This is a genomic window from Paenibacillus sp. PvP094, from assembly GCF_040546835.1.
GTDB lineage: Bacteria > Bacillota > Bacilli > Paenibacillales > Paenibacillaceae > Paenibacillus > Paenibacillus illinoisensis.
Genome location: NZ_JBEPOM010000001.1, coordinates 4399162 through 4413573, shown reverse-complemented (window position 1 = coordinate 4413573; position 14412 = coordinate 4399162). Strand labels below are relative to the sequence as shown.

The 14412-nt window shown below is 46.7% G+C and carries 10 protein-coding genes; all 10 read right to left on the bottom strand.

All coding sequences use genetic code 11. The features are described from left to right. Positions 1-80: 80 nt before the first annotated feature. The 10 genes from gyrA to ABIC22_RS20290 all read right to left on the bottom strand — a co-directional run bounded on the left by gyrA (position 81) and on the right by ABIC22_RS20290 (position 14298). Entirely contained in the window at positions 81-2543 is a 2463-nt protein-coding gene (gene gyrA / locus ABIC22_RS20335) for a DNA gyrase subunit A (RefSeq protein ID WP_354483357.1), read from the bottom strand. A 12-nt stretch (positions 2544-2555) separates the two neighbouring features. Continuing rightward, positions 2556-4535 (bottom strand): DNA topoisomerase IV subunit B, encoded by a 1980-nt coding sequence (gene parE / locus ABIC22_RS20330; RefSeq protein WP_127540398.1) that lies wholly within the window; start codon positions 4533-4535, stop codon positions 2556-2558. Positions 4536-4611: 76 nt separating this feature from the next. Then, positions 4612-5601 (bottom strand): ABC transporter permease, encoded by a 990-nt coding sequence (locus ABIC22_RS20325; RefSeq protein WP_095292704.1) that lies wholly within the window; start codon positions 5599-5601, stop codon positions 4612-4614. Continuing rightward, positions 5594-6559, bottom strand: a complete 966-nt coding sequence (locus ABIC22_RS20320; protein ID WP_127540396.1) for an ABC transporter ATP-binding protein — start codon at positions 6557-6559, stop codon at positions 5594-5596. Before ABIC22_RS20320 ends, ABIC22_RS20325 begins: the two co-directional genes overlap by 8 nt. Continuing rightward, complete coding sequence (locus tag ABIC22_RS20315; RefSeq protein WP_354483354.1) at positions 6559-7425, bottom strand: GDSL-type esterase/lipase family protein; 867 nt, start codon at positions 7423-7425, stop codon at positions 6559-6561. Before ABIC22_RS20315 ends, ABIC22_RS20320 begins: the two co-directional genes overlap by 1 nt. Positions 7426-7660: 235 nt before the next feature. Further along, positions 7661-8443 carry a CAP domain-containing protein gene (locus ABIC22_RS20310; protein WP_354483352.1) on the bottom strand — a complete coding sequence of 261 codons (783 nt, stop codon included), beginning with the start codon at positions 8441-8443 and terminating at the stop codon, positions 7661-7663. A 463-nt stretch (positions 8444-8906) separates the two neighbouring features. Then, positions 8907-9365: a GNAT family N-acetyltransferase gene (locus tag ABIC22_RS20305; protein WP_095292715.1), complete on the bottom strand. Its 459-nt coding sequence runs from the start codon at positions 9363-9365 to the stop codon at positions 8907-8909. Then, the gene (gene purT, locus ABIC22_RS20300; RefSeq protein WP_354483350.1) at positions 9355-10542 is read right to left on the bottom strand and encodes a formate-dependent phosphoribosylglycinamide formyltransferase; all 1188 of its coding nucleotides are present in this window, start codon (positions 10540-10542) and stop codon (positions 9355-9357) included. Before purT ends, ABIC22_RS20305 begins: the two co-directional genes overlap by 11 nt. A gap of 136 nt (positions 10543-10678) precedes the next feature. Further along, positions 10679-12529, bottom strand: a complete 1851-nt coding sequence (locus tag ABIC22_RS20295; RefSeq protein WP_354483348.1) for an ABC transporter ATP-binding protein — start codon at positions 12527-12529, stop codon at positions 10679-10681. Continuing rightward, positions 12526-14298 carry an ABC transporter ATP-binding protein gene (locus ABIC22_RS20290; RefSeq protein ID WP_354483346.1) on the bottom strand — a complete coding sequence of 591 codons (1773 nt, stop codon included), beginning with the start codon at positions 14296-14298 and terminating at the stop codon, positions 12526-12528. The genes ABIC22_RS20295 and ABIC22_RS20290 overlap by 4 nt, the downstream gene beginning before the upstream one ends. Positions 14299-14412: the final 114 nt, after the last annotated feature.

Sequence of the window (14412 nt, the reverse complement as noted above, 5' to 3'; positions counted from 1 at the left end):
TTTAATCCGAGTTTGAACAACAAAAAAAGACTCTTTGCACGACAGAGTCAACTACTGTGCAAAAAGTCTTTTTACTCATATTACGATGTTGATGGTGGCTGATTTTCATCGAAATTCATGAGAAGTTCCACGATTTCATCCTGTTTCTCCACATGAACCAGCAGCTTACCAATATGTTTGCGTTCCGTAATCGGTACACCTTCAGAAGAAATCGGATACGCTTGCCCTTCTTTGGTCATAACCGTTACGTTTCGTTGTTCCCTGCAATAGAAGGCCCCGGCTATGCGGCTTCCGTTCGGTTTCACACGCTTGCCTTCTTTGAATTCGAATGTGGCAATACCTTTGCCTCCGCGACTTTGCAATGCATAGTCCAGCAGCAGCGAACGTTTACCGTAGCCCAAGTCGGACAGCACGGCAATCTCGCCCTCATCTCCTTCCACCCATAGGGCAGAAACGACCTCATCCGTCTCTTTTAACTGAATACCACGAACCCCTCCGGATACCCGGCCCATTGGATTGACATCATCCTCACGGAAACGGATCGCCATCGCTTCCTTAGTGATCAGCATAATATCCTTGCCGCCTGTGCTCAGATGTACCGACAATACCTCATCGTCCTTACCCACTTTGCAAGCAGCTACAGCTCCGGAACGTTTGGTGACGTACTCTTTCAGCTCGGTACGCTTCACCTGTCCCTTACGTGTAACGAAGACGAGACTGTGACCTTCTTCTTCGAAGGACTTGACTGCGAGCACACTCGCGATACGATCATCCTTCGCTAACGGGATGACATTGACAATGGCTGTTCCGGGGTCTTTCCACTTGAATTCCGGCACCTGATGAACAGGCAGCAAAAAGTACTGGCCTTTTTGCGTGAACACGAGCAGGTTTTCAAGCGTATTAACTTCAAGCACCTGTGAAATATAGTCGCCTTCCTTTACACCGCTTCCGTTGCGTTCGCCGCCTGAACGAGTAAAGGACTGCATGCCCGTACGTTTCACATAGCCCTCTTTGGATAATGTAACAAACACATCTTCCGCGTTGACGAGGACTTCCAGATTAACCTTAAGTTCTTCCACCTCACCCTGAATGGCCGAACGACGGTCGATCCCGTATTTCTCCCGGATCTCCATCAATTCTTTGCGAATGACACCAATTAGCTTGCGGTCGCTATCCAGAATGGAGCGTAATTGGGCAATCTTTTTCATCAGATCGTCAAGCTCCTTCTGGAGGGATGAGATCTCCAGATTGGTCAAACGGTACAGCTGCAGCGTCAAGATGGAATCTGCCTGGCGCTCCGAGAATCCGAACATCCACATCAGATTATTTTGCGCGTCCTGGCGATTTTTGGATGCCTTGATTGCTGCGATGACTTCGTCAAGAATGTTTAGCGCCTTGACCAGACCCTCCAGCACGTGTGCACGGTCTTCCGCCTTCTCCAGCTCATACTTGGTCCGGAATGTCACAACCTCACGCTGATGGGCAATATAGGCTTCCAGGATGGATTTCAACCCAAGCTGTTGAGGTGCCTTGTTGACGATGGCAACCATGTTGAAATTGTAGGTTACCTGAAGATCGGTTTTTTTGAGTAAATAAGCCAGAATACCTTGCGCATCCGCTTCTTTTTTCAATTCAACCACGATACGCAGACCGTCACGTCCACTCTCATCGCGAACTTCGGCAATACCTTCTACTTTTTTCTCAAGTCGAATATTCTCCATGGCTGTAACAAGTCTGGATTTTACCACCTGATATGGAATCTCGGTGATGACAATCTGCTGTTTGCCACCGCGCATATTCTCGATATCCGTTTTCGAGCGAATGTAAATTCTTCCTTTGCCTGTCCGATAAGCATCCAGAATACCTTCGCCACCCATGATTAAGCCGCCTGTAGGGAAATCCGGGCCTTTCATGAACATCATGATCTCGTCCAGCTCAATCGATGGTTTTTCCATCACCGCGATGCAGGCATCAATGACTTCACGCAGATTATGCGTTGGTATCTCGGTTGCAAAGCCGGAAGAAATCCCACTTACGCCATTGACCAGTAGGTTGGGATAACGAGATGGCAGCACAACCGGCTCTTTGGCTGTATTATCGAAATTGTCCTTAAACAGAACTGTCCGTTTCTCGATATCTCGCAGCATCTCCATGGCGATCGGCGACAATCGGGCCTCTGTATACCGCATCGCTGCAGCCGGGTCATCATCCTGTGATCCCCAGTTACCATGACCGTCTACGAGCACATGGCCCATTTTCCAAGGTTGTGCCATCCGCACCATACCATCATAGATGGATGAGTCACCATGGGGATGGTAGTTACCCATCACATCACCGACGGTTTTTGCAGATTTACGATAAGGCTTTTCAGGCGTATTACCGGAATCGTACATGGCGTATAGAATACGACGCTGCACGGGTTTCAACCCATCCCGAACATCGGGAATGGCCCGATCCTGAATAATATATTTGGAGTAGCGACCGAACCGGTCACCGACGACCTCTTCGAGAAAGGCCGGCAAAAATTGTTCTGATAGACTCATTCCAAGCACCTTCTATTCTTCGTACTCTGTAAAGTCGACGTTCTCTACAATCCAGCGTTTACGCGGATCGACCTTATCACCCATAAGTGTTGACACACGGCGCTCCGCTTTGGCAGCATCTACAATCTCCACCTTGAGCAGCGTCCGTGTCTCAGGATTCATCGTCGTTTCCCACAGCTGGTCCGGATTCATCTCACCCAGACCTTTATACCGTTGAAGTTCGACGTTGTTTCCAAACTCCTTCATGTAATTCGCCAGCTCATCATCCGTCCAAGCGTAGCGAACACTTGCCATTTTACCGGACTTGCGGGTGAGCTTATACAATGGCGGCTGTGCAATAAACACTTTACCTTGGTCAATCAGAGGTTTCATATAACGGTAAAAGAAAGTCAGCAGCAGCACCTGAATATGTGCACCATCCGTGTCCGCATCGGTCATGATTATGATTTTGGAATAATTGCTGTCTTCAACGGCAAATTCAGTCCCAATACCCGCTCCGATTGCAGCCGTTATCGCACGATATTCCTCGTTTTTGAGGATATCCGCCAGCTTTGCTTTTTCCGGATTGAGTGGTTTTCCTTTCAGAGGCAGTATGGCTTGAATCTTCGAATCGCGTCCCTGTTTGGCCGAGCCTCCCGCGGAATCACCTTCAACAATAAACAGCTCGTTTCGGGTAAAATCCTTGGATTGTGCCGGAGTCAGCTTGCCATTCAGGTTGGAGCTTTCACTGCGCTTTTTGCCTGTACGCATCTCGTCACGGGCCTTGCGTGCAGCCTCTCTTGCCTTCGAGGCCTGAACCGCTTTGCGAATCAACGTCTGAGCCACCTGCGGGTTTTCTTCCAAAAACCGCTGCATGTTCTCCGAAACGACCGAATCGACCGCACTTCGAGCGGAAGCGCTACCGAGTTGATCTTTCGTTTGTCCAACGAATTCGACTTCGGACATTTTTACGCTGATAACAGCCATCATGCCTTCTCGCAGATCATTACCCTCAAGATTTTTATCTTTTTCCTTAATCATGTTGGTACGTCTTGCATAGTCGTTCATCACACGGGTATACGCCGTCTTGAATCCGGTCTCATGTGTACCGCCGCCCCTGGTCGGGATCGAGTTAACAAACGAAGCCAGCGTTTCGGTATACCCTGCGTTATACTGGATTGCAACTTCCACCTCGATGTCGTCCTTCTCCGCATAGAAGTGAATGACATCATGCAGCACATCTTTATTTTCGTTCAAATACGCAACAAACTGGCTTGCTCCGCCTTCATACATGTACTCATCCTGATTGCCTGACCGTTCGTCTTTCAGAACAATTTTCAGGCCCGAGTTCAGAAAAGCAATTTCCTGAAGCCGTTCTGCCAGTGTATCATAGTTCAATTGAATGCCATTTTGGAAGACACGTATATCGGGTTTAAACGTTACTTTGGTCCCTGTCCGATTAGTATTCCCGAGTACTTCGAGTCCCGTTACCGGCTCTCCAACATGTTCGACACCCTTTTTGTCCTGCCAATATTCAAAACGTTGACGATGAATCTTGCCATCACGGAAGATTTCGACTTCAAGCCACTCTGACAAAGCGTTCGTAACCGAAGCACCTACGCCGTGCAGTCCGCCTGATTTCTTATATCCTGATCCACCGAACTTTCCGCCTGCGTGCAAAATCGTAAACACGACCTGGGGAGTAGGAATCCCTGTTTTATGTATACCTGTCGGAATTCCCCTTCCGTTATCCTGAACCGTAATAGAACCGTCCTTATGCAGCGTGATATCGATTTTGGAGCAGAATTTGGCGAGATGCTCGTCGACAGCGTTGTCCACAATTTCCCATACCAAATGATGCAGACCTGAAGTACTGGTGCTGCCGATGTACATCCCGGGCCGTTTCCGAACCGCTACCAGTCCTTCAAGTACTTGAATGTCGTCCGCGTCGTAGCCTGAAGACCCCTGTCCTCCGCCTGTCGAACCTGCCGACATATCGATTTGCTCGACCATTCATGCTCCCCCTTCTTAACTTGCAACTGAAAAAATACCTAAAATGCAAACAGATGTTTTCTTATCCTTGTCCATTTTAATTCAAGATATCCCGTTTCGTAAAGACAAGGAATGACACAATGAGTGAGGCAATGCCCCAAACACTAAGCACAATAAGGGAAAAACCCAAATTCATTCCTTCAATCGGTGGCAATCCGCCGGACAAATAATCCGGAAGTTCCAGATTAACCATGAACAGGTATTTGGCTGACTGCCAAGAGGCAGCCATATTCGTGAGAATGGTTCCTGCGATAAGCGCAGCCATCATAATAACAATACTTGCTGCCGTGCTGCGAACCAGTACGGAAACCATGAAAGCCAGAATGGCCACAATGACGCTCACAAACCATATCAATCCAGCCTGCATGAGAAGATACAGCCATTGATCCACGGCGTGTACAGCAGACAGATCCACATCCGTACCCACAACCTTGAATCCGGTAAAGATCGGCATGCCGAAACCTTTATATCCGAATACTGCACCTGATATAACGTAACAGATAATATACGCAGATACGACGATTATAGACACAAACATAATCAGGGTGACCAGTTTGCTGAGCAGTACCTTCCAGCGTTTGACCGGACGAGTCAGCAGCATCTTGATGGTACCTGTTGTGCGCTCACCCGACACCAGGTCCGAGGCAATGGCCATAATAAGCAGTGGAATAAACAAGCCAACCGCATTATTCATGAATTCCCGGGTAAAAGTTACACCATTGGGCTCCTCCGGATTCACATCATTTTCCAGATAATATTGCATCTGCTGGATATAAACCGTGCGGTACTTCTTGTATTCCTCAGGCACCCGGTCGCTGCCCAGTGAATTTTGATTATCCGTGATTGCCTGCTGAAGTTCAAGTCTCCAGTCGCCACCAAACTTGTCGCGGTTATTTTCCGCAGATTTCATCTGGGCATACGTAAACATCGGAACCAGAACCGCAAGTACAATAAATATAATATAAAGACGTTTCTTCTTCACCATCTTAATCGTTTCATTTCGGATGAGCGGCATGATATTACTCAATGGATTCACCTTCTGTCATCTTTAAGAATAATTGTTCCAGTGTCGGCTGAACCCGCTGTACACCTTCAACCTGAATCCCTGCCTGTACCATCTGATTCACTAGACCCGATATGCGATCCTCGTGCATTTCAGCAACAACCGCATTGGATCCAAGCCCTGCGATAATGGTATCATCCATCACCTCGGCAGGGCGATCCACTAACGCAATACCTGCGTCAAGCAGCATTTTTCTGCCCTCCTCCAGAGGTGAGACATGCCATATGGCGAATTTGGAGTGATCTTCAATTAATTCATCTACGCCTCCAACGGCAAGAACGCGGCCTGCACTTATAATTGCAACCCTGTCACACAGAAGCTGAATTTCACTCAGCAGGTGACTGCTGACAAATACAGCCATCCCTTCGCTTGCAAGTTGTTTGATAAACACCCGAAGCTCCTTAATCCCTTTGGGATCAAGTCCGTTGGTAGGCTCATCCAGAATTAGCAGACGTGGGCGTCCAAGCAGGGCCTGGGCGATACCCAACCGTTGGCGCATGCCTAACGAATAGGTTCTCACTTTATCATGAATCCGTTGATCCAGACGGACAATATCCACCACTTCCTGAATACGGGCATGATCAACACCAGGCTGCATCCGGGCAAAGTGCTCCAGATTCTCCCAACCTGTCAGGTATGTATACACCTCCGGATTTTCCACGATGGAACCGACATATTGAAGAGCACGCTCAGGATCGCGATTCACATCGTAACCACAGACTTTAATATTGCCTTCTGTCGGTTTGATCAGATCAACGAGCATCCGGATGGTTGTTGTTTTCCCCGCTCCGTTCGGGCCGAGAAAACCAAAAATTTCTCCGGGTTTCACTTCAAAAGTGACATCTTTAATAATCCATTTGCGTCCTATTTTTTTCTTAAGATGCTGCACAGACAGTACATAATCGCTCTGCGGCTCTGCCATTAGTTCGTGCTCCCTTCTGCCTGTGTTTCAGCCTGATATTCCTGCGCGATCCGAACCGCAATCTCCTCGTATCCTGCACCATTCGGGTGAAAGTGATCGGAAGAGAGATACTCGCCCAGATGATTTTCAAACAAGTCAAAGGTGGGTACAAGCGTCATCTTATCCTCTTGGTTCAAGATTTGGAGCGCAGCATCATTCCATGCAGCTACAACCGCATTGCCGGGAACCTCCAGCTCCTTCACATCCCCAAACGGGTTGTATAAACCTATGTACGCAATCTGTGCTTCCGGATTGATCTCCTTAACTTTCTTCAAAATTTCCTGGAGACGCTTGGACGTTTCAGGCAATGCTGCAGCCAGCTTTTCGGCGGTCGGCGGATCCTCACCCTGCAATACCTGTCCACCCTGAAAGAGATCATTAGCTCCAATGGACAATAAAATAAAGTTGGACTGCTGGAGTACATAGCGTACACCCTGTTCATCCAGTTTACTTAGTAGTGCATCCGTTCTCAGGCCATTAACTCCCAGGTTGTTCAGAACCTGAACATCATGTCCCTGTTCCTTTAAAATATTACCTGCACGTCTTACAAAGCCCAGTCCTTCATCATCCCCCGTGCCTCTAGCCAGAGAATCACCAATAACGGCGATTCGAATTTTACCATCATCAACTGGAGCTGCAGGTTTGCTGGCCTCATCAGCCGGTGTTTTCGTCGACTGCCCCGTCCCTAAAGCTGAGTCCCCCTCAGGATAGATGACGTCTTTTATGGCATAACCAAAACCGAATAATAACAGAAGTGTTGCCAAAATGGACACCGTACTGATCGTTCTCCAGATCCATGGCGCTGAATCAAGGGTTTTTCTTTTCATTCATCACATCTCCGCTCATATACACCTGGTTGGGTGTTTATAATTTAAAATGGTTTTACATTAAGATGACGCTTTTTCTAAATAACATAAATGTTCTGTCGTTAATTTGCAAATTTTGCCGCTCTATTCTTTTTTAAAATTTATAAATGGAAAAAGGCTATGCCTCACACAGATTTCGCTGTGCCGACATAACCTTTTTTCGATTTTAAATCTGAACGTTATTCATTCAAATGACTTATTTGCCGATAAATTCTTGAGCCCAGTAACCATTGTAGTATCCAACACCGATTTGAGTAAAGTTTTTGCTCAGGATATTCGCACGGTGTCCTTCACTGTTCATCCATGCAGTAACGACTTCCTGAGGCGTTTTTTGACCTTTGGCGATGTTCTCACCAGCATAGCTGTAAGTTACTCCAAATTGTTTCATCATATCAAATGGAGAACCATACGTTGGTGATTGGTGATCAAAATAGTTGTTGTTGCTCATGTCTTTTGCTTTGGCAAGAGCGACTTTATCCAGAAGTGCATCGGATGCCAGTGCGCTCAGACCTGCTTTGGCACGCTCAGCATTCACCAGTTTTACAACCTGTGCTGCGAAATCGGATTGAGCCGACTCACTACCACTGTTGCTTGTGTTGTTACCTGTATTACCTGTGTTGCCAGTGCTTCCGCTGTTCTCCGGTTTTTCCGTTGGTGCAGGAGCCGGTTTCTCTTCTTGCGTTGGTTGAGACGGTTTAGTTGTTTCTGGTTTTGTTGTTTCTGGTTTTGTTGTTTCTGGTTTTGTTGTTTCCGGCTTTGCTGTCGGTTGTTTAACAACCTGACCATTCGATACCGTAATTCCGTTATCCTTCATCCACTTTTCAAGCAATGTTTTCAGGCTAGTTGCATCCGTAAGTTTAATTGTAGCTTTATATGTGGACACCTCTGCCGCAGAAGCAGAAGCAGGGAGCATAATTCCTACGGCCAGTACAGCTGTCAGACTTCCAGCGACGACGGTTTTCAACAAGTTCTTTTTCAAATTCATTCATCTCCTCGAAAATTAATTAGTTACAACTTTGTAATGAATACTCTAGCAGTATACCAATTCATACGAGTGATGTGAACCTATAAATTATGGAAAAGTTACTTTTTTGTAATCTTTAACTTCGTTTCAAAAGCATCAAACTGGTTTAAATGTTTAAGTCACGCTTTAAGACATGAACCTATTTCCGTAGGTGCAGTAGAAGTTGGATTATAGTTTTGATAGGGTACCAAATACATGATAGCCTCATTGCCTGTCCCAATTGTATATGGCTTAACAGTTTTTTTCATGTGGACTGCCTACTACACACTATCATATATGAAAACCATCCTTTAAGGGGCGTCCTTATTTAACCAAAAAAAAGACATCCGGAATAAATACATCTTGTCCGAATGTCTCGAGTTACCTGTACATCAACGATCTGGTTGAGGAATAGGTACCTTGTTTTGAAGAATCTTTTCTATAGAAGGACTTTACTGAAACGATATCCTCTCTTTTGAAAGCCAATATGCTCATAGAAAGAATACGTTGATGAAGCAACTTCACGATTCGCACCGGTGACAAACAGTTGTTTCCCACCTTGCTGTCTGCCCCAGTCCTCAGCACGAGCCATCAGACGACGGCCAATTCCGCCTCCACGGTACTCTTGCCCTACAATCAAGGACGTAATTTGAGCGGCAGGTTCTGGATAGGCATGACTTTGCACACATTGCAAGCCGATCATACCAATAATTTGTTCATCCACTTCGGCAACAAGCATGCACGCGTTTGGATTACTCTCCAAACCTTCAATGCGCTCTTTCATAACATTGGCTGTTGTCGGATAGCTGACCTCTCGCATCAGTCCCGTTACCGCTTCAGCATCTCGCAGTTCACACTCTCGGATCGTCAGTACAGGGGCCTGGGCATTATTGGACATGATTTACCTCCACTTTCAGCATATTTGCGGCTTGAACCGCCGTTTTTCGAGCTTCTTCCACATCGTGGCCTGCACTAAGTGCCACAGCCATCCGGCGTCCCACTTTGACCTCAGGTTTGCCAAATACACGAACCTGCGTACGTGGAAGAGCCAGTGCTTCTTCAATCCCGCCTATAGTAAAGTCGGATGTTTCATGATTGGCCTTCAGCGTAGCTGAGGCTCCAGGTGTAAGCAGATGTACATCTGTTACAGGGAAACCCAGAATTGCACGCACATGCAGCGCAAACTCGGAGCTATCTTGCGTTACCATGGTAACCATACCTGTATCATGCGGACGAGGTGATACCTCGCTGAACACAACTCCGTCCGAAGTCAAGAATAGTTCGACACCGAACAGTCCATAACCACCTAGCTCATCGGTAACAGACTTGGCAATATGACAAGCTTGCTCCCATTGCTGCGGAGTCATTGCATGCGGCTGCCAAGATTCGACATAATCTCCATCCTTCTGAATGTGACCAATCGGAGGACAAAATACAGTTCCTGATACAGATCTTACGGTGAGCAGCGTTATTTCACTGTCAAATTTCACAAAGCTCTCCACGATGACACGTACAGATTTGCCGCGCGCTCCAGAAAGAGCGATATTCCAGCAATTCTCCACGTCATCCGGCGTGCGGCATACACTCTGCCCTTTACCGGAAGAACTCATCAATGGTTTGATCACACAAGGTGTACCCAGTTCACGAACGGCTTCTTGAAGCTCTTCCAAGTTGTTCGCAAATAGATAGGCTGCTGTCGGAAGTTTCAATTGTTCTGCCGCCAAACGCCGGATGCCTTCGCGATCCATGGTTAAACGGGCAGCACGTGCCGTCGGCACAACACAAAATCCCTCTTCTTCAAGCTCCAACAAGGAATCTGTCGCAATCGCTTCGATCTCCGGTACGATGTAATGAGGTTTTTCCTTGCGGATCAATTGTTTCAAAGCTTCGGCATCTAACATGTCGATGCAGTAAGACCGGTGTGCTACCTGCATGGCAGGTGCATTGTCATAACGATCAACAGCGATCGTTTCCACTCCCAGTCGATGGGCCTCAATAACGACCTCTTTTCCCAATTCTCCGCTACCCAGCAGTAGCATTTTTTTGGCTTGAGCCGTAAAAGGAGCACCCCACATGTTCTTTCCAATCCTCCCAAAGAGAAATCTTCTATATCTGTCTCTCTATTTTCGGGGTTTTGGTTAAAGATTGCAAGGGTGCTCCCTATTTTTCTTGTGAATTTTACAAGATTTTTTGTGTTTTTTCGATCAATTTTTACAAAAATCTGTATTGAGCTTCTATTAATCCATTATAAACTCCTTGTTTCTGGATAAGTTGCTCATGGTTTCCTTCTTCCTTGATTTCACCGTGATCGAGCACAATAATGTTATCTGCATTCCGGATCGTCGAGAGTCGGTGAGCGACCATGAAAGAGGTTCTGCCTTTAAGCAGCACTTTCAGTGCTTCCTGAATTTTGAGCTCTGTCTCGGTATCGATGCTTGCTGTTGCTTCATCCAAAATAAGAATCCGTGGATCCGCGAGCAAGGCACGGGCGAAGGACAACAGCTGCCGTTGTCCCATGGACAGCACGTTTCCTCTTTCTTCAACCTCCGTATCATATCCACCAGGCAGCTTCATAATAAATTCGTGAGCATTGACTGCCTTCGCAGCCTCCTCCACTTCTTCATTTGTTGCATCCAGTCTGCCAAATCGAATATTGTCTCGAATCGTTCCGGAGAAGATAAAGGTATCCTGCAAGACAATGCTTACCTGACTGCGCAGACTCTCAACCGTAATATCCTGTATATCATGGCCGTCAATCGTCAGTCTTCCTCCGGAAATATCATAGAAGCGGCTAATCAGGTTGATAATTGTACTTTTTCCTGAGCCGGTGTGACCAACCAGTGCAATGGACTCGCCTGCTGCAGCCTTAAAGCTGATTCCTTTAAGCGCCTGTCTGCCTTTCTCGTATTCAAAAACGACATTGTCAAAAACGATATCGCCTTTAATAGAAGGAATCGGCTTCGCACCCGGTTTGTTTGCAATGCTTGGTTCCTCATCCATGAATTCGAAAATACGTTCGGAGGAAGCCATAGCTACCAGCAGTTGATTGTACATCTGGCCCAGACGGTTGATCGGATCCCAGAAGTTACCGACATAGTTGGCGAAGGCTACAAGCAAACCAACAGTTAACTGACCATCTTGAATCAGGTAGGCACCAAACCAGAACAGGATCAATGTACCGAAACCGCCGGTAATTTCAATAAGCGGTCCAAAGCCCTGGTTCATGGCTGATGCTTTGTCCCATGATTTTTTGCTGGACATGTTCATGTTGTCAAAGTATTTCATGTTTTCTTTTTCCTGTGTATACGCCTGAGTCACTCGAATCCCCTGAATGGATTCATTCAAGTGGGAGTTGATGCGGGAGTTCTTCATGCGTACATCCTGCCAGGCACGGCGGATCAATACGCGCAGCTTGGTGGAGATAATAAACATGATCGGTACCGTAATAATAACGGCAAGGCCGAGTTTCCAGTTGATAAGCATCAAAATAACGATAATTCCCAATAACTGCACGCAGTCGATCATGACGTTGACTGCACCATTGGTGAACAAATCCTGCAATGAGTTGATATCATTCGTGACACGAACGAGTACGGACCCCGCCGGTCTTTTGTCAAAAAAGTTAAAGGACAGTTTCTGAATATGTTTGAACAGATCCGAGCGAAGGTCATAAATGACCCGCTGTCCTATAATGTTGGTTAATTTGATCCGGTACGTATTGGCAGCCCATTGAATGAGATAGAGCAGGAGTACCGAACCCCCAATAATATATAACAGGGTCATGCTTGGCAGTCCGCTCTCCGGTGCTATGGCTCTGTCAATCGCCAGACTGATCAAGAAAGGAACCGATAATTTCGTGATCGTACCCAAAATCATCATCAATATGATCAGCGGCAGAAGCTGCCTTGCGTAAGGTTTCATATAGCCGAACAAACGTCCAAATTCTTTCCAGTTAAACGGTTTCTCAATGATCTCATCGTCCTGATAAACGAATCGTTCATTTATATTCTTCTCAGAGGTCCCTTTGACCTCGCGCCTGTCTGCTACCGTTTCGGCACTCATGAGTTCACCTGCTCCCCAGCCTCCCGCTTGCCGCGGGCGATGTAGTCTGCGTATTGAATTTTGTAAACATCCTGATATGGTCCAGGTTCTTCAATAAGACGTTTGTGTGTGCCGCGCTGAACGACACGCCCTTCATCCAGTACCAGGATCTCATCTGCATGTCGCAGTGAGGAAATCCGGTGTGCAATGATAAAGGTTGTTCTTCCTCGCATAACTTCCTGGAAACCGGACTGGATCTCATGCTCGGTCTCCATATCCACTGCACTAGTTGCATCATCAAGTACTAGAATTTTCGGATTTTTGAGCAAGGCTCTTGCAATCGCAATCCGCTGTTTCTGACCGCCGGAGAGACCCATGCCTCGTTCACCAACAACCGTGTCATATCCGTCCGGAAACTCCATAATGAAATCATGTGCTTTGGCCAGCTTCGCTGCCCGAATAATGTCATCCATGCTTACGTTTTTGAGACCATACGAGATATTGTTGCGTATGCTGGAAGAGAACAGGAACGTTTCCTGAAATACGGATGCGATCTGGCTCCGCAAGCTGCGTATCCCCATGTCCTTAATATTTTTGCCATCCAATTTGATGGTTCCCGAATTGACGTTATACGCACGCATCAAGAGCTGAATAATGGTGGATTTACCGGAACCTGTGCCTCCGAGGAAACCGATAACCGAGCCCGGAGGTGCATCAAAATTGATATCGGTTACGGCCGCCATTTTATTGCCATACGCAAAGGTTACAGATTCAAACGTTACATGCCCCTTTACCTGATCAGCCTCGACAATGATTGGATCTTCTGTCTCCTGCACGTCCACCGGTGTATTCAGCAGTTCAAGCACCCGTTCGCCCGAAGCTTTGGATTGCGTATAGTTGTTGATATGGAATCCAAGGTTCCACATTGGTCCGATTATGTACCAGATCAAACTGAAAAAGGCAACGAGTTCACCAAGTGACAAGGTCCGATTAATGACCATTCTTCCTCCAATGATAAGAAGGAGTACAACGCTTACAGAAGCAAGAATCTCCATGATGGGAAAATAACGACTCCACAATGTTGCAGCATGAATCTGATTCGTTTTATAACGCTCGTTGCGTGTGGAAAACTTCTCCACTTCGTAAGGCTCACGTGCAAAAGATTTTACGGTACGCACTCCAGTAATATTTTCCTGTACGGCTGTCGTCAATGAACTGAGCGCCAGTCGCATCTCCTGGAATGCAGGATGGATCTGGGATTCAAATCTTAGCGCAACAAAGGCAAGCAGAGGAATACATATGAGCGTCAGCAGGGTAAGCTGCCAACTCATCGTCATCATCATGATTGCGCCGAATACGACCATCAAAACCATGTTGAGGATCTGTGCGAAGCCAAATCCGATAAAGTTGCGGATGGCTTCCAGGTCTCCCGTGAGGCGGGACATCAGATCACCCGTCTTGGCCGTATCATAATACCGGAAGGATAAAAATTGAAGCTTTTCGTAACATGCGTTACGCAGTCGGTACGCCAGGAAGTTACCAAGGCGTCCTCCATAAAACCCGTGTAAAAACTGCATACCCGCTTTCAAAATCACAACACCTAACACGGTTAAAGCAAGTATGGGAACGTCTTCAAAATTGCGCGGTATAATTACATCATCAATCAGTATCCTGAGCAAATTCGGATACACCAGCCCGAGCGCGGTCGCTATGGCGAGGAACAAGATTGATACAAATAAATACGTGCGCTTTTCCCAAAAAAAGGTTTGCAGTTGCCTGAGAACATCCATGTTTCTCCTCCTCTTGTCTCGTTCAAAAACGGTATGAACATTTATGAAGTTTATCACCGTCCCCCATTCGCGGCAAAGCGAATAACTGACCATATTCAGGCTACTTTCTCCTTA

Bases quoted from the DNA above. Each gene is read 5' to 3' on its own strand.
- gyrA (WP_354483357.1), bottom strand. From the start codon at position 2,543: ATGAGTCTATCAGAACAATTTTTGCCGGCCTTTCTCGAAGAGGTCGTC.
- parE (WP_127540398.1), bottom strand. From the start codon at position 4,535: ATGGTCGAGCAAATCGATATGTCGGCAGGTTCGACAGGCGGAGGACAG.
- ABIC22_RS20320 (WP_127540396.1), bottom strand. From the start codon at position 6,559: ATGGCAGAGCCGCAGAGCGATTATGTACTGTCTGTGCAGCATCTTAAG.
- ABIC22_RS20315 (WP_354483354.1), bottom strand. From the start codon at position 7,425: ATGAAAAGAAAAACCCTTGATTCAGCGCCATGGATCTGGAGAACGATC.
- ABIC22_RS20305 (WP_095292715.1), bottom strand. From the start codon at position 9,365: ATGTCCAATAATGCCCAGGCCCCTGTACTGACGATCCGAGAGTGTGAA.
- purT (WP_354483350.1), bottom strand. From the start codon at position 10,542: ATGTGGGGTGCTCCTTTTACGGCTCAAGCCAAAAAAATGCTACTGCTG.
- ABIC22_RS20295 (WP_354483348.1), bottom strand. From the start codon at position 12,529: ATGAGTGCCGAAACGGTAGCAGACAGGCGCGAGGTCAAAGGGACCTCT.
- ABIC22_RS20290 (WP_354483346.1), bottom strand. From the start codon at position 14,298: ATGGATGTTCTCAGGCAACTGCAAACCTTTTTTTGGGAAAAGCGCACG.